Source organism: Aquabacterium sp. UBA2148 (genome assembly GCF_002328915.1).
GTDB lineage: Bacteria > Pseudomonadota > Gammaproteobacteria > Burkholderiales > Burkholderiaceae_C > Aquabacterium > Aquabacterium parvum.
The window spans coordinates 8,912-24,923 of sequence record NZ_DCXA01000085.1 but is presented as its reverse complement, the minus strand read 5'-3'; the positions used below and the strand labels follow the sequence as shown (position 1 = coordinate 24,923).

Here is a 16,012-nt window from a genome sequence, read left to right as displayed (position 1 = left end):
CGGGACGAGGCGGGTGCGCCATGGGCCCTGGCGCGCGATGCCTCGGACGCGCTGTTGCGCGAAGCAGTGAGTCGCGCCGTGGCCGCGCCGGTGCGCTGGCGCGAGGTCGACGAGGACACGCTCGGCCTGTGGCTGGCGCGTGGAGAGCAAGCCTTCGAGGCCCGGGGCACCTTGTTGCCCATCGCTTCGGCAACGGACGCCGCGTCAGGTCAGGCGGGGCAGGCCCTGTCGGTCGACACCATTTCGCGCGAGAGCAGCCCCGTGGTGCGCCTGCTGGACGCCACCTTGTTCGACGCGCTCAAGGCCCAGGCCAGTGACCTGCACCTCGAATCCACCGCGCAGGGCATGGTGATCCGCCATCGCCTGGACGGCGTGATGGTGCACGTGGGCGACATCGGCTCGCGCGAGGTGGCCGAGCAACTGGTCTCGCGCCTGAAGGTGATGGCCGAGCTCGACATCGGCGAGCGCCGCCTGCCGCAGGACGGCCGCTTCAAGCTGCGTGTGCAACAGTCGGCCAACGCGGGTGCCGACGGCGTGCGCGAGGTGGACTTTCGCGTCTCCATCATGCCCAGCAGCTTTGGCGAAGACGCGGTGTTGCGCATCCTCGACCGTTCGCGCCTGGCGGCCGAGCAGCAGGCGCTCAGCCTAGAAGGCCTGGGCTTTGAAGCCGATGACGCGGCCGTGGTGCGGCGCCTGGCGCGCAAGCCTTACGGCCTGTTGTTGGTGACCGGCCCCACGGGCAGCGGCAAGACGACCACGCTGTACGCCGTGGTGCAGGAGATCAACGATGGCGCCGACAAGATCATCACCATCGAAGACCCGGTGGAGTACCAGCTTGGTGGCGTGGTGCAGATCCCGGTCAACGAGAAAAAGGGCCTGACCTTTGCACGCGGTTTGCGCAGCATCCTGCGCCACGACCCCGACCGCGTGATGGTCGGTGAGATCCGCGACGCAGAAACCGCGCAGATCGCTTCTCAGGCCGCGCTCACCGGTCACCTGGTGCTGTCCACCATCCACGCCAACAACGTCTTCGACGTGGTGGGCCGCTTCATGCACATGGGGGTCGACCTGTACAACATGGTCTCGGCGCTCAACGGTGTGGTGGCGCAGCGCCTGATGCGCAAGCTGTGCACGCATTGCGCCCAGCCTTGTCAGCCATTGGCCAGCGACTTGCGTGCCGCGCAATTGCCCCTCGACGCCAAAGGCCGCTTCATGCGCGCGGTGGGCTGCACGCATTGCCGTGGCACCGGCTACCGAGGCCGCCAGGCGATCGCCGAGATCTTGCTGATGGACGACACCTTGCGCGACCTCATCGTGGCCCGCGCACCGCTGACGCAGGTCAAGGCGCACGCGCGCGCCAGTGGCACGCGGCTGCTGCGCGAAGCGGCCCTGGCCGCCGTGCTGCGTGGCGAGTCCACCATCGACGAACTCAACCGCGTGACGCTGGTCGAATGAGCGCGCCCACCCACATCCCTGCAACGGCCGAGGTGGTCGCCTTCTCGTCGGCGCGTTCGGGCGTGTCCAGGTTGCTGCGTCGCTGGCGTCAGCGCGTGGCCAGCTGGCGCCGTCCGCTGGCCTTGATGTTGCCGGCCGATGCGCAAGCAAGGGGTGGGGCCCATGCGATCACCGAGCTCACCCAGGCCTTCGATGAATGGGCTGCTGCCCATGCAGGTGCGGCCGTTGAGCTGTCGCTGTCGTCGCACGTGCTGTTGATGCTGGCCGATGGCGACCTGACCGATGCGCAGGCCTTGCGCGAGCGGGCGGCCGAGCAGTGGGGGCATTACCTTGATTTGCCCGCTGAGGGCTTTGACACCGACTGGCTGGTGCAGACTTCCTTGGACGAGGTTGCGGCACCCGTGGCCGTGGCATGCGCTGTGCCGAGTGCGCTCGCCCAGGGTCTGCAAGCGGTGGCGCGTCGACATGGCCTGGCCTTGCGCGCCCTGCAGCCCTGGTGGGCCGGGCCCTTGGCCAGCGCCTGGCAGGACCTGCCGCCACCCACCGATGGGCAGGCACCGCGCCTTTGGGTCTGGCGCGAAGGGGCCTGGCAGACCCAAGCTCGGGTGAGCACCGAGTCGGGGCGGTGGGTGTTGCGTTCTTTGGCCTTCGTGGCCGCTGACCCGCTGGATCGCACCGAGGCGGCAGACCTCGTGTTCGATGCATCGGACATCCCTCATGTGGGCGGTGCAACTGAAGCGGCCAATGCGGCTCAAGCGCTCAGCCAGCAGCCGTTTGCAGCTCGGGCCGGCTGGCGCGGCCGGGCTGATCAGGTGGACTGGGCCGAGTCGCTGAACTTCAGCGGCCCGCGCGTGCACACGTCCTTTTGGTCCTGGGCTTTGCTGGCCCTGGGGGCCATCGCGGTGGTGCACGCCATGGACTTGTCCTCGCAGCTGGTGGACAGCGAACAAGCCACCCAAGCCGAGCTGAGCAGGCTGCAGGCGCACGCCCGGGCCCAGCCAAGCGCCGCGGCCGCGTCGTCGGCGGATCAGGTGGTGGCGGTGTCATCCCAGGCGCAGGCGCCGGTGCTGCAGCCCGATGGCTGGCGTTCGGCGGCGCAACTCGCGGCCTGGTTGGGGCACCCATGGGCTGCTGCGCTGGATCACGCCGACGCCACGGCTCACCAGCGCGGCATCTCGCTGACGGGTTTTCAAGTGGATTTGAGCGCATGGGGTGCCCGCGCAGGGCAGCCGCTGGCCTGGCGCCTGCAGGCGGCCGTGCCCGATGACGCCGCTGCGCTGCAATGGGTTCAAGAGCTGGGCCCGCAAGCCGAGTTGCAAAGGCGCGATGCGCTGCCTCAGCCGGTGCCCAGCGAACGCGGCACGCTGTCCTGGCGCATCGACGTGAACTCGGGCGGAGGGCAGCCATGAGCGCTTCAATGCACGCGTCGCCGGTGTCGCCATCGCCAACCGATTCTGCGGTGGCTCGGGCTCGATCGGTGCAAGCGCCCCGCTGGTTGCGCCAGTTGGGCTGGCCCGGCCTGATGGGCGCCGCGTTGCTGTTGGCCTGCGCCTGGTTCACGCAACTGGAGCTGCCCAGGCGCCACGAGGCGCTGGCGCAGGCCGAGTCCGATGTGCGGCGCCTGCGGCACGGGCTCATCGCTCGGGCCACGCCAGGCAGCGCGATCGCCACCGAGGCCGATCGGCTCCATGAGTCGCCAAAGGCCTGGGCCAGCCTGTGGTCGAGCCTGCCCGATGAAGGCCAGCGCATGGCCCGGCAGGCGCGCGTGCTGGACTCGGCCGCGCAAGTGGGTGTGCCCTTGCAGTCAGTGCAGTGGCAAGGCGAAGCCGTGAAGTGGCTGGCACCAACTGGTGCTGACACCGCGACCAGCGGCTTGTGGCGCCAGCGCATGACCATGCCGGTGCAGGTGCCATACCCCGCCTTGCGAACCTGGCTCGATCGCCTGCAGCGCGAGCCAGGGCTGACCGTGGACGCCATCGACATCCAGCGCAACGACCTGCAGTCCGACCAGGTGCGTGCGCAGGTGAGCCTGTCGCTGTGGTGGCGGCAGTCGGCGTTGCCGCTGAAGGGAGAGGCGCCATGAGGTCCCCTTTGTTGATCGCCCTGGCGGTGGCGCTGGGTGCGACCCTGTGGTTGCAGCAAGGCGAAGAAGACACAGTTGACATCCAGGTGGCCGAGCGGCCGGCCTCCGCGCGGCCGCAAGCGGCGAATCGGCCTGAGGTCAAGCCTGATGCCGCACCCGCCGCCACGCAAGCCTGGCTGGTCGATCGCGTGCAGGCCCTTCAGGCGCAGCGCGCGCAGGTCGATGCTTTGCCTCCTCCGCGAGCCATGAGCGCGGCCACCCTATCGGCCTGGGCTGCGGCCGTGCCGCCTGCGCCGCCGGCACCCAGGCACGCTCGAGCCGTGGACGTCGCCCCCGTGGCGCCGCCCTTTCCGCACCAGTGGGTGGGCCGCTTCGATGACGACGCCATGGATGGCAAGAAGGCCCTGCGCCGTGCCGTCATCAGTGGCCCGGTTTCCACCTGGGTGGCCCGCGAGGGCGATGTCATCGAAGGGCAGTGGCGCGTTGACCAGATCCAGGAGCGGCTCATGCGGCTGACTTACCTGCCGCTTCAGCAGAGCCAGACGGTGGCCATGAAATGAACATGCGTGACTCCATTTTCCCGATCCTGTTGGCGGTGACGCTGCTGGCAGGTTGCGCCGGTCCTCAGGCCCTGAACGAGGCCGATGCACTGGCACGCTTCGGTCAACACGAGGCTGCTGTGCAGCGCTTGGAGCAGGCCAGCTCGCAGGACCCGGCCGATGCCCGATTGCGCCTGGCCTTGATCCAGGCCCGCGAGCGGGCGGTGAACCAGCTGCTGGCCCAGGCCCCCCAAGGTCGCAGCGACGAGAGCCAGTCGGCCTTGCGTGGCCTGCTGGAACGCCTGCAGGCCGTGGCCCCCCAGCACCCGCGCACACTGGCCTTGCAGGCCGAGGTGCAGCGCCGCCAGCGTCATGCGCTGCGATTGGGGGAGTCTCGTCAAGCCATCGAAGCGGGCCGGCTCGATCGCGCCGAAGCCACCTTGCGCGAGCTGCTGGCCGAAGACGCTGGCCACCCCGCTGCGCGTGACCTGCTGGGCGACATCGAGTCACGGCGCCAGGAGCAGGTGCGCCAGCAGGCCACGCTCACACTGGGCACGGGTGTCAAGCCCGTGACGCTGGAATTCCGTGAAACCCCGCTCAAGACGGTGTTCGAGGCCCTGGCCCGCGCGGCCAACCTCAACTTCGTTTTCGACAAGGATGTGCGGGGTGACGCCAAGACCACCGTCTTTTTGCGCAACATCTCGGTGGAAGAGGCCTTGCGGGTCATCCTGAGCACGCAGCAACTTGGCCACCGCCTGCTCAACGAGAACACGGTCCAGGTCTTCCCGGCCACGCAGCAGAAGAACCGTGACGTGCTGGAGACCGTCACGCGCACCTTCTACCTGGTCAACACCGACCCCAAGCAGGCCCAGGCCCTGGTGCGCACTGTGGCCAAGACGCGCGATGTCTTCATCGACGAGCGCCTGAACATGATGGTGGTGCGCGACACACCCGAGGTCGTGCGGCTGATCGAGCGCCTCATCCAGGGCCTGGACGTGGCCGAGCCCGAGGTGGTGCTCGAGCTCGAGGTCATGGAGGTCTCCAGCAAGGTGCTCGACAAAGTGGGCATCGACCTGCCTGCCTCTGCCTCGTATGGCTTGCCCGGCGCGGCCAGCACGGTCTCGTCGGCCAGCGGCCTGAGCTGGCTGGTGCCCAACCCCGTGGCCGTGGCCAATCTGCGCAGCACGCGCGGCAGCAGCAACATCCTGGCCAACCCGACCATCCGCGCGCGCAACCGCGAGAAGGCCAAGGTGCTGCTGGGTGAAAAGCGCCCGGTGTTCACCACCACGTCCACCGCCAACGTGGGCGTGTCCGCGTCGGTCACCTACCTGGACGTGGGCCTCAAGCTCGAGATCGAACCCCAGGTGCAGCTTGACAACGACGTCACCATCAAGGTGGCACTCGAGGTCAGCAGCGTGACCAACGAGGTGACCGGCCCGCAAGGCTCGATCGCCTACCAGATCGGCACGCGCCAGGCCTCGACCACGCTGCGCATCCGTGATGGCGAAACGCAGATCCTCGCCGGGCTGCTCAACGACAGCGAAAGCCGCACCTCCACCGGCCTGCCGGGCCTGCACCAGATCCCCGGCCTGGGCAAGCTCTTTGGCACCGACATCGACACGCGTGACAAGACCGAGGTCATCTTGCTGATCACGCCGCGCATTGTGCGCAACGTCATGCAACCGACGTCGACCGCGGGCTTCCTGCCGTCGGGCACCGAGGCGCAACCCGGCCTGGCGCCGCTGAGCCTGCGACCCGGGGTCAAGGCCAGCACGGTGCAGGCGCGCGGTGGCATGTCGACCTCGCTGTCGGCCGTGCAAGCTGGTTCGGGTCGATCAGCGACGCCCGCTGGCGGACCGCAAGAAGGCATCAGCGGGCCCGAGGTCGTGATGTCGGGCGCTTCTTTCCAGGTGATGGTGCACAACCCAGGTGACCAGCCACTGAACACCAGCGTGCTGGTGGACACCAGCGTGCTGAGCATCGTGGCGCCGGGCGGGGAGTCGGGGCGCATCGCGCTGACCGTGCCCCCGCGTGGCTCGGCCCCCGTGATGCTGCGCGCGCGCAAAGACGTGCGTTCGTCCGACACCGAGGTCACGCTGGACTCGGGCGGACAGCCTTTGCGCCTGAAGGTGCGCGACCCGTCTTTGGCCGATGCCGGTGAACCGCAGGATGCCGGTGCGGCCGTGACGCCCGATCCAGCGGACGCAGGCGGCCCGGCTGGATCGCAGCCTGATCGCTGAAAGCTGTGCCCATGCGCAGATCGCCCCACCACACCACGGCCCAGCGGCGATCAGCCCATGCCGGCTTCACCCTCATCGAGATGGTGGTGGTGGTGATGATCGTGGGCATCCTGGCCAGCGCGGCCATGCCCCTGGCGGCGCTGAACAAGCGCCGTGGGCAGGAGGCCGAGTTGCGCCAGGCCCTGCGCACGCTGCGCATGGCCATCGACGAACACAAACGCGCCTGGGACACCGGGCGCATCGAGAAAAAAGCCGACGCCTCGGGCTACCCGACCAGCCTGGATGCGCTCGTTCAAGGCGTGCCGGACGCCAGCAGCCCGACAGGCCAGCGCATCTACTTCCTGCGCCGTTTGCCGCGCGACCCCTTTGCCGACCCACAGCTGCCCGCCGCGCAGACCTGGACCACGCGCAGCTACGCCAGCCCGCCTGATGCGCCCGCCGCCGGGGCGGATGTGTTCGATGTGGCCTCGCGCACACCGGGCTTGGGCCTGGACGGCCAGCCCTACCGGCAGTGGTGAGGAGCGACCGCATGCGCACCGCAAGACACCGGAACCGCCATCGCGGCTTCACCCTCATCGAGCTGATCGTGGTGCTGGCCATCGTCGGCCTGCTGGCCAGCATCGTGGCGCCCCGCTACGTGCGCACGGTGGACAACGCCCGCGAGGCTTCGCTCAAGACATCGCTCAACGTCATGCGCGACGCCATCGACAAGTACGCGGCCGACAAGGGGCGCTACCCGGATTCGCTCGACGAGATGGTGCAGATGGGCTACCTCAGGCAGGTGCCGGAGGACCCGATCACCGGCCGCCGCGACAGCTGGCAGATGTTGCCCGCCCGCGCGGACAGCGCCGTGTCTGGGCAGGTGGCCGACGTGCGCAGCGGCGCCGCCGGGCGGGCGCAGGACGGGCGGCCCTACAGCGCCTGGTGAGGTTGGAGGGCCGGCCCATGCACGTGCTTCGACCCACCCATCGGCATGCGCGCATTCGCGTTCACGTTCGCGTTCGCACGCATCAGGCCGGCTTCACCTACCTGATGCTGCTGTGGTGGGTGGCCCTGTCTGGTTTGATGCTGGCGGCCCTGGCACAGAGTTGGGTGCTGGATGCTCGGCGGGCGCGCGAGGCCGAGCTGGCCTGGCGCGGCGAGCAGTTCCGTCTGGCCATCGAGGCCTACGCGAGCGTGCCGGTGGGCGAGGGCCAGACCCAACTGCCCCGGCGACTCGAGGACCTGCTGGAAGACCGCCGCAGTGGCGAGTTGCAGCGTCACCTCAAACGCATCTGGCCTGACCCGATCACGGGTCGCAGCGAATGGGGCCTGGTGCGCGAGGGCGACGGCATCACCGGCGTGCACAGCCTGTCCAAGGCGCGACCGCTCAACGCCCCCGAAGGCGTGCTGCGTTACGAGCAATGGACCTTTGTGCTGGGTCAACCACAGGGGCTGCGACCCTGAGCCGAGTGGAGGCTTCGTCAAGAAACCGTCATGGGCGATCCCTAGACTGCTGCGGTTCACCCCCACACACCATGACGACCACCACCATCGCCCCAGACCAATCGGAAGTGCTCCTTCGCGTCATCGAAGCGGCTCCGCAGGTCTGCCGCCGGCACCAGTTCTTCGTCTGGACCCAGGGCGACTTCCAGCGCTGGTTGCCTCACAAGCTCAGCCTGTGCGGCAGCTACGACCGAGATCAGCGCGAGCTGGTTTTCGATCTCTTCAACAGCCTGCCCATGCCCGACGCCGTGACGCGTGCTTTGCGCGATCGGCGCAGCGTGCTCGTGTCCGCAGCGCTGACAAGCTGGCAGCGCGGCCGCGGCCAGGCCGTGGTGCTGGACATCCGGCAATTGCCCGCACATGACGCCCTGGTGAGCGAGCTGGTTGCCCTGGGCTATGGCCGATTCATCGTTCACGGGCTCACGCGACCGGGGCGCCCTGACGAGGTCGAGAGCGTTTTCCTGTTTGGTCAGCCAGGGCCGGATGCCGACGACAACGCCAGGCAAGCGCTGGACATGCTGCTGCCTTGCGTGCACCTGGCCTACCAGCGCGTATGCGTGACCGAACGCCAGATGAGCCAGTCTCGACCTGGGGCTTCGGCTGCGATCAACGGCGTCGCTCTCAGGCCCTCGCCCATCACCGAGCGCGAACGCGAAATCCTGGTCTGGGTTCGCGACGGGCTGAGCAACCAGCAGATCAGCGAGAAGCTGGGCATCAGCGCGCTGACGGTCAAGAACCATGTTCAGAAGATCCTGCGCAAGCTGGGTGCGGCCAACCGCGCGCAGGCCGTGGCCAAGGCCATGAGCATGAACGCGCTGGGTGCGGCGAACTTCCACCTGGGCGAGTCCTCGGTGTGATCCGTTCGGCTCATCGGTGAGCCGCCATGGTCTACCCGGCTCACGGGGAACCACCGGGGTGGATCGCACGCATGTCACACGCCCCCAAGACACTGCATGCAACTCGGGAGCAGGTTGTCCATGGGCCTGAGTGAAACCCACAAGTTCTGCCTAACCTTGAACGGAGAGACCCCAATGAAACTGCAACACATCGTGGCCGCTGTGGCCCTGGCCGCTTCCGGCACCGCTTTCGCCAACGTGCTGGACCCGCTGGCTGCTGGCGGCCTGGGCGGTGAAATGTCCCTGACCGTCTACAGCGCCCAGGCCCAAGCCTCCGTGCTGATCGACACCGGCATCATGCTGGCCGACTTCCGCAGCATCTTCACCTCCGGCGCCAAGAGCTACAGCCTGGACCTGGGCTCCAACGCCGCCTTCAACAGCTTCCTGACCCTGGCTGGTGACGCCTCGGACATCCGGTTTGCGTTCTTCGGTGGCGACAACTCCGGCGTGTCGGCTGCTCTGCGCACCATGATCACCACCGTGAGCGGCGACGCCACGGCCGTGACCAACGGCAACATCGTCGACTCTTTGAACTCGATGAAGAACAGCTATCTGGATGCTGCCAACCTCAAGCCGGCCATCAACCCCACCCTGGGTGGTCAGGCCAACGGTTCGCTGCTGGCTCAGAAGGGCACCGACGGCAACGCCTACTTCCTGGAACTCGCCGGCCCGACTTTCCAAGGCAAGTTCGTTGACACCAGTGCTGCCATCGACACCTCGGTGGCCATCTATGACTTCGTGCGCAGCAGCACCAGCTCGGGCATCGGCGCCACCGAAAGCTCTCTGATGGGTGAAGGCGCCCTGCCGGCCGAGGCCCGCCTGGCCAAGAACGCCGCTGGTTCCTACGTTTTCACGGTTGCAGCGCCGATTCCCGAACCCAGCAGCTACGCCCTGGCCCTGGCCGGTCTGGCCCTGGTCGGTGCCGTCGCTCGCCGCCGCGCCGCCAAGTGATGCCCCAAGGGGGCAAGGCCTGAACTTGCCCTCACTTTGATCCCGGGCGTGCGCCCGGGGTCCGCTCCTGCCCGCTCCTTGCCCAACCCTCACGAGGTTCACATGAAACTGCGTCTCCTCTCGCTGGCCGCCATGGCCGCTTTCGTCGGCCAGGCCCACGCCCTGACCCCCGCCCAGATCGACACCGCACGCGCCGACGGCAGCCTGCTGGAAGTCACCATGTCCGGCGCCACCGCGCTGTCGGGCACCATCGGTGGCCTGTTCACCCAGAACTGCAAGTCCGGCACCCAGGACATCTACCTGAACGACGCCGCCCTGTTCTCGGGTGAAACCGTCAACGGCAACATCGTCAAGGCCTATAGCTGCGAGCTGAACGCCACCAACGACTTCGGCGCCGCTTACGCCAACAAGAAGGTGCTGTTCCAGAAGTCGGACCAAGGTGGTTCGGGCAACGGCGTGTTCCCGGTTGCCACCAACAGCCTGATGCCCTTCCTGAACGTCAGCGCTGCCACCTGCAACGCCACCACCAAGGTGTGCTCGACCATCGCCCAAAAGCGCCCTGACGGCGGCGTCTCCGACGTTGCGCCCACCGGCTTCAACCCCTCGGCCAACCGCCCCCTGAGCCCGATCGACTTCTCGGCCAATGCCGAAGTTGCCAACAGCGACTTCCAGCAAGTCCAAGGCGTGCTGCAGATCATCTTCGGTCTGGCCGTCAGCAACGAGCTCTACACCGCCCTGCAAACCGACCAGGTCACCACCGGCCGCCCCGTCGTGTCCAAGGCTGTGATCGCTTCCATGCTGTCCAACGGCTACAACCCTGAACTGGGCTGGGCCCCGCTGTTCCGCAACGCCGCCAACATCAACGGCAAGACCCAGATCAACATCTGCCGCCGCGTCAACGGCTCGGGCACCCAGACCTCGGCCAACCGCTTCTGGCTGGAATACGGCGCCAACGGCATCGCCCTGACCCCCGCCGACAACGCCAACAACTCGGCTTTCCCCAACGACTTCAACAACGCCAAGCCTGCTGACGACCTGATCATGGTCTACGAAGGCTCGACCACCGGCAACGTGCGTGACTGCCTGGCCAAGGCCAACGACAACGGCGCCTTCGCCATCGGCCACGTGTCGCTGGAAAACGCCCCGACCGCCAAGTGGAAGTTCGCTGCCATCGACGGTGCCGAGCCCTCGCGCGACAACGCCAAGCGTGGTTTCTACGACTACGTGTTCGAGTCGACCGTTCAGGTCGCCAAGACCGGCAACTCGGCTGCTGGCCGCGCTTTCCTGGTCGAGTTCACCAAGGCCGCTCAGAAGTCCACCAACCTGAACGCCCTGAGCGTCAACAACCAGGCTGGCGTGATGACCCTGCCGTTCGCCGCTGACTGCCCGTCGACCTTCTCCTTCGTGGCCGCTGGCACTGCTGGTGAAACCTCGGTCAACAAGTTCTGTGGCCGCGTCAGCCGCCCCAACGCTGCCGACGTGCTGACCATCGTCAAGTGATGAGCCTTAGGGCCTGAGCCTATCCGGGCCTTGACCTCTCAAACCCGGCGTTGCCTCGCGCAGCGCCGGGTTTCTTTTTGCCTGCCCGCAAGCCATCGTTCATCGGGGCCATCTCGGCGTGACCACCCAGGTGAGGGTCATTGATCCATTCGGATCATGGGTTTCCACGACCCTTTCACGGCGCGTCGCCACACTCGCGCGCACCATGCCTCAACGCCCCGCCGTCCCCATCGCAAGCCGCCTGGCCTTTGGCCTGATCCTGGCTGTCATCGCCTCATCGCCTTCGGCCCAGACGGGCGTTGCCGCAGCGCCTGAAAACGCCGAGTCGGCCCAGGGCGCCCGCTTCGATGTGCTGGAGTTTGAAGTCGATGGCAACACCGTGTTGCCGGTCGAAGCGGTCGAGCGCGCCATCACGCCCTACCTGGGCCTGGGCAAGGCCTTTGCCGATGTCGAAGCCGCGCGCGCCGCACTCGAGAAGACTTACCAGGACGCCGGCTACGTCACCGTGTTCGTAGACCTGCCCGAGCAAGAGGTGTCGCAAGGTGTCGTGCGCCTGCGCGTTCTCGAAGGGCAGATCAGCCGCCTGAAGGTGACCGAAGCCAAGTACCACGACCCCGGTCTCATCCGTGAGCGCGTGAGCGAGCTGGCACCGGGCAAGGTGCCCAATTTCAACGTGGCGCAGGCCCAGTTGGCCGACCTCAACCGCACCGAAGACCGCCGCGTGCAGCCCATCCTGAGTCCGGGCCCGGTGCCTGGCACGGTCGAGGCCGAGCTCAAGGTGTCCGACAAGCTGCCGCTGAGCTTCACGGTTGAGCTCAACAACCGCCAGGTGCAGTTCACCGACCCGCTGCGCCTGCAGGTCATGGGCCGCTACGGCAACCTCTTTCAGGAAGACCACACGCTGTCGTTCATCGGCATCGTCACGCCGCAGGACCCCAAGCAGAGCAAGGCCTTTGGCCTGAACTACCTCATCCCCCTGCCCGAAGGCAGCTCCTGGCAGGCTTCGCTGCTGGTGTCCGACAGCTCGGTGCAGCCGCTGGGCGGCACCAACGTGGTGGGCAAGGGCTTCAACGTGGCGCTCAAGCGCACCTGGGGCCTGCCGGCGGGCCAGGGCTTCTATCACGGGCTCACGATCGGGCTCGAGTACAAGAACACGCGCGAGCGCATCAACGCGGGCGCAGACGGCAGCGCCTTGTCCAGCCCGCTGCGTTATGCGCCCCTGGTCATGGACTACAGCGCCACCTGGGTTCGAGGCGAGCAGGTCTCCACGCTGACGGCGGGCGGCACCTTTGCGCAGCGCCGCGTGGCGCGCCGCAACGTCGATTGCTTTGGCCAGGAAGACCAGTTCGGCTGCAAGCGCGAAGAGGGCGACGGCAGCTTCGCCGCCTTCCGCGTGGACGCGACCCACACTCACCCTTTGCCTGCCGGCCTGTCAGCGCGCTGGCGCCTGGGCGCGCAGTTCGCCAACCAGCCCCTGGTGGGCGCCGAGCAGTTCTCGGTCGGTGGCTTTGACACCGTGCGCGGCTATTACGAGGCCGAGATCCTGGGGGATTCGGGCTCGCACCTGGGTCTTGAAGTCTCAGGTCCGAACTGGGGCGGTGGCAACGACAGCTCCTGGCGCGGTGCCTTCTCCGAGTTGCAGGCCTATGGCTTTGCCGAAGCCGGTCGCATCAGCACGCAGAACGCATCGGACGGCAGCCCCACGCAGGTGGCGGGGGCAGGCCTGGGCTTGCGCTTGAGGATGCCCTCGAGCCTGGCCGCCAGCGTTGACGTGGCCTGGCCCCTGAAGACCACCACCGCCACCCAGAAGGGCCACCCCCGTGTGCACGCCCGACTGATCCACGAATTCTGATCGCCCCCCGATCTCCCCGGTCACCCCCGTTGCATGAGGCCCGCCATGGTTGTTTTTTTCCGCGCCTTCGTTCGTCGCCGCTCCGCTCAACGCGAGGCCCGTCGTGCAGCGTTCACCCGCCGACTCAAAGCCTGGGCGGGCATCCGGCGTGATCGCCGCTGGAGCATGCGTCCATTGGCGGGCGCTTGCGTTGCCATGACGATGGGGCAGGCTGCGTGGGCAGCGCCAGACAAATTTGTGCTGCCCGTTGACTTGCAAGGCACCCGGACCATCCGAGGCAAAACCTTCAGCTTCCAGCCAGCCGGTCAAAACAGCAAGCTCGGCCCCAAGATCGAGTTCCGAGATGCGGAGGGCAAGCTCCAGAGCGTGTCGATGAAGCTGGTGCAGACCAGCAAGGCGGGTTTGTACAGCTGGTCGTCCTTCGACATTGGTTCGTCAGCCACCTTCGAAATCGAGACGCCCGGATCGGGCTCGTCGTCCTTGCACCGCGTCATCGGCAGCACCAAGCTCAGCGAGGTCTACGGAACGCTCAAGTCCAACGGCTCCGTCTACCTCATCAACCCCAACGGCGTGATGTTTGGTCAGGGCGCGCAGGTCAACGTGCAAGGCCTGGTGGCCAGCACCTTGAACATCTCCGACCAGGACTTCCTGAGCCTGACCGACCTCGACAACCGCACCACCCCGGTTTACGTCTGGGAAGACCTCAGCGGCGAAGACACCCCGGTCACCTTCGACCACCCGACCAACTACGTGCGGGTGGCCCCAGGCGCCACCATCACCACCCCGTCGGGTGGCAGCGTGTTCCTGATGGCCCGCAAGGTCGAGAACGCCGGCACCATCAGCACCCCGGGTGGGCAGACGGCCCTGCTGGCTGGAGACGCGGTCTACCTGAAGTCGCCGGACAAAGAAAAGAAGATCTATGCCTCCGAGGTCAACACCAGCCAGCCGGTGTTGCGCGGCTTCCTGTTCGAGGTCCGGGGCAACGAGGGCGAGGCCAGCAACCTGGGCACCATCCTGACCGAGCGGGGCAACACCACGCTGATGGCCAACACGGTTCGCCAGGGCGGCACCATCCGCGCCACCACCAGCGTGCAGGAAAACGGCTCGGTCTTCCTGCTGGCCCGATCCGGCACCATCAGCGACGACACCACCCGTGCCAGCACCACGGGCACGCTGGTGCTCACCAGCGGCAGCCGCATCGAGATCACGCCCGACAACAGCGTGACGGCTGGTGGCTCGGTCAAGATGACGCAGTCGCGCGTGGAGCTGCAGGGTCAGACCATCCTGATGGAAGGCACGGTGCGCGAGAAAGGCAAGGTGACGGCCCTCGGCGCCAGCATCCAGGCGCCGGCCGCCAACGTTAACGTGCGTGCCGAATCCACGCCGAGTTACGACGCCATAGCCGACGAGTCCGCATACAAGTCCGGCGCAGCAGCCGATGGCGCACGCTTTGTGATGCAGGAAGGCGCCCGCATCGACGTCTCCGGCACCACAGACACCGCGGTTTCGGTGGCCCGCAACTTCGTGCAGACCGAGTTGCTGCGCAATGGCGACCTGGCCAGCAACCCGTTTCTGAAGGACGGCGAGCTGCTCAACAAGAAGGTGGTCTACGACGTGCGCAGTGCGCCCGCTGTGATCGAAGCCGCCACCCACCAGGGCTACAAGGACTCGATCCAGACCACGGCTGGCGAACGCATGGCCCAGGGTGGCCAGGTCAACATCGTCTCCACGGGCGCCGTGCTGATGCAGGGGGGCAGCCAGGTGGACGTCTCGGGTGGCAAGGTCACCTTCACCGAGGCGGTGGTGGCCCCCACGCGCCTGCTGGGCGCCGACGGCAAGGCCTACACGCTGAACAACGCCCGCACCGATGTGCAGATCGTGGGCGTGTCGGGTTACCAGGACGCCGACGCCACCCGCTATGGCAACGTGTACCAGGGCCAGGCCAACCCCACCAAGGTGGAAGCGGGCTACACCCAGGGCGGCAGCGGTGGCGGCTTGATGGTGCACGCTCCCTCCATGGTGCTGGACGGCCAGGTGCGCGCCAACGTCATCCAGGGTGAGCGTCAGCGCACGGGTGTCGATGCCCGCGCCAGCCTGGCCACCATGAAGCTGGGCCTGGGCGTGCTGAGCAACCTGGTTGGCGGCCTCACGGTGCGTGCACCTGGGGCAGCCTCGGCTGCGGTCGACTGGGTCAACCCGCTGACGGCGACCCTGCCAGATCGCAGCAGCGTGTCCGTGGACTGGTTCAACGCCAGCGGTGCGGGCGACATCACCGTGTCCACCCAAGGCGGCTTGAAGATCGAGGACGGTGCCAACTTCGCTTTGCAGCGGGGTGGCAGCCTGACCCTGTCGGCAGCTGGTGAGGATGGCATCTACCTGGGCGGCGACATCAGCGGGGCTGGCGCCTCGGTGTCGGTCACCACGAAGACGGCTTTTGCAGGCACGCCACCTTTTGCAGGCGGCATCACGCTGGCGGCAGGCCGACGCATCGACGTCGCCGGTGACCTGGTCAACCAACGGCGCGATGGCGGCCAGGCGGGCACGGCGGTCGCGGGCGGCAAGGTCACGATCAGCTCTGCTGCAAGCCTGGACCTGCAGGCCGGCACGGCCATCGACGTTTCGGGCGGCGCCACGGTGTCCACCACCGGCGGCATCACCGGCACGCGCGCTGGCAGCATCAGCCTGGCGGCCAACTCCGAAGCCAAGGATCAAGGTTTCAAGACGGTCGAGCTGGGCGCCAGCCTGCAAGGCCACACCTTGGCCGGCACCACCACCAAGGCCTTCAACGACGTGGGCGACGCCAGCACGGGCAAGCTGACCCTCAAGGTCGGTGAGGTCGACATCGTGGGGCCGGACGCCCCGGCGCTGAAAAAGGGCGCGGCGATCGACGGCTTCGTGCTGGGCAGTGGCTTTTTCAACCAGGGCGGCTTCAGCCAGTTCGACATCGACGGCGTGCGGCGCCTGACGGTGGACGGCAGCGCCCGCATCAAGCCCCAGGTGGCGCAGTGGCT

Annotated in this window: 13 protein-coding genes; all 13 read left to right on the top strand. The window is 67.4% G+C overall.

The annotated features are described in order from the left end of the window. Window positions 1–1,455 (top strand): GspE/PulE family protein (locus tag B2W70_RS04560; RefSeq protein WP_286743304.1); only part of this gene is annotated, 1,455 nt, incomplete at its 5' end. Continuing rightward, entirely contained in the window at window positions 1,452–2,864 is a 1,413-nt protein-coding gene (locus tag B2W70_RS04555) for a hypothetical protein (RefSeq protein WP_286743303.1), read from the top strand. The genes B2W70_RS04560 and B2W70_RS04555, both read left to right, overlap by 4 nt. Window positions 2,865–2,932: 68 nt before the next feature. Beyond that, a complete protein-coding gene (locus tag B2W70_RS04550; RefSeq protein WP_286743302.1) occupies window positions 2,933–3,538 on the top strand; it encodes a hypothetical protein in 606 nt (201 codons plus the stop codon). After that, window positions 3,535–4,098, top strand: coding sequence for a hypothetical protein (locus B2W70_RS04545; RefSeq protein WP_286743300.1), 564 nt, complete (start codon window positions 3,535–3,537; stop codon window positions 4,096–4,098). Before B2W70_RS04550 ends, B2W70_RS04545 begins: the two co-directional genes overlap by 4 nt. Before the next feature lie 2 nt (window positions 4,099–4,100). After that, on the top strand, window positions 4,101–6,317 hold the full coding sequence (locus B2W70_RS04540; protein ID WP_286743298.1) for a secretin N-terminal domain-containing protein: 2,217 nt from the start codon (window positions 4,101–4,103) through the stop codon (window positions 6,315–6,317). Between the two features lie 11 nt (window positions 6,318–6,328). Then, window positions 6,329–6,835 carry a type II secretion system protein gene (locus tag B2W70_RS04535; protein ID WP_286743296.1) on the top strand — a complete coding sequence of 169 codons (507 nt, stop codon included), beginning with the start codon at window positions 6,329–6,331 and terminating at the stop codon, window positions 6,833–6,835. Between the two features lie 11 nt (window positions 6,836–6,846). Next, window positions 6,847–7,245, top strand: coding sequence for a type II secretion system protein (locus tag B2W70_RS04530; RefSeq protein WP_286743295.1), 399 nt, complete (start codon window positions 6,847–6,849; stop codon window positions 7,243–7,245). 17 nt (window positions 7,246–7,262) lie between these two features. Then, the gene (locus tag B2W70_RS04525) at window positions 7,263–7,763 is read left to right on the top strand and encodes a type II secretion system protein (RefSeq protein ID WP_286743294.1); all 501 of its coding nucleotides are present in this window, start codon (window positions 7,263–7,265) and stop codon (window positions 7,761–7,763) included. 71 nt (window positions 7,764–7,834) lie between these two features. After that, window positions 7,835–8,659, top strand: coding sequence for a LuxR C-terminal-related transcriptional regulator (locus B2W70_RS04520; RefSeq protein WP_286743293.1), 825 nt, complete (start codon window positions 7,835–7,837; stop codon window positions 8,657–8,659). 174 nt (window positions 8,660–8,833) lie between these two features. Further along, on the top strand, window positions 8,834–9,649 hold the full coding sequence (locus B2W70_RS04515) for a PEP-CTERM sorting domain-containing protein (RefSeq protein WP_286743291.1): 816 nt from the start codon (window positions 8,834–8,836) through the stop codon (window positions 9,647–9,649). A gap of 102 nt (window positions 9,650–9,751) precedes the next feature. Next, entirely contained in the window at window positions 9,752–11,149 is a 1,398-nt protein-coding gene (locus B2W70_RS04510; protein ID WP_286743289.1) for a hypothetical protein, read from the top strand. Between the two features lie 205 nt (window positions 11,150–11,354). Next, window positions 11,355–13,001 carry a ShlB/FhaC/HecB family hemolysin secretion/activation protein gene (locus B2W70_RS04505; RefSeq protein WP_286743288.1) on the top strand — a complete coding sequence of 549 codons (1,647 nt, stop codon included), beginning with the start codon at window positions 11,355–11,357 and terminating at the stop codon, window positions 12,999–13,001. A 45-nt stretch (window positions 13,002–13,046) separates the two neighbouring features. Beyond that, window positions 13,047–16,012: filamentous hemagglutinin N-terminal domain-containing protein (locus B2W70_RS04500; protein WP_286743287.1), on the top strand; the 2,966-nt coding region annotated here is incomplete at its 3' end.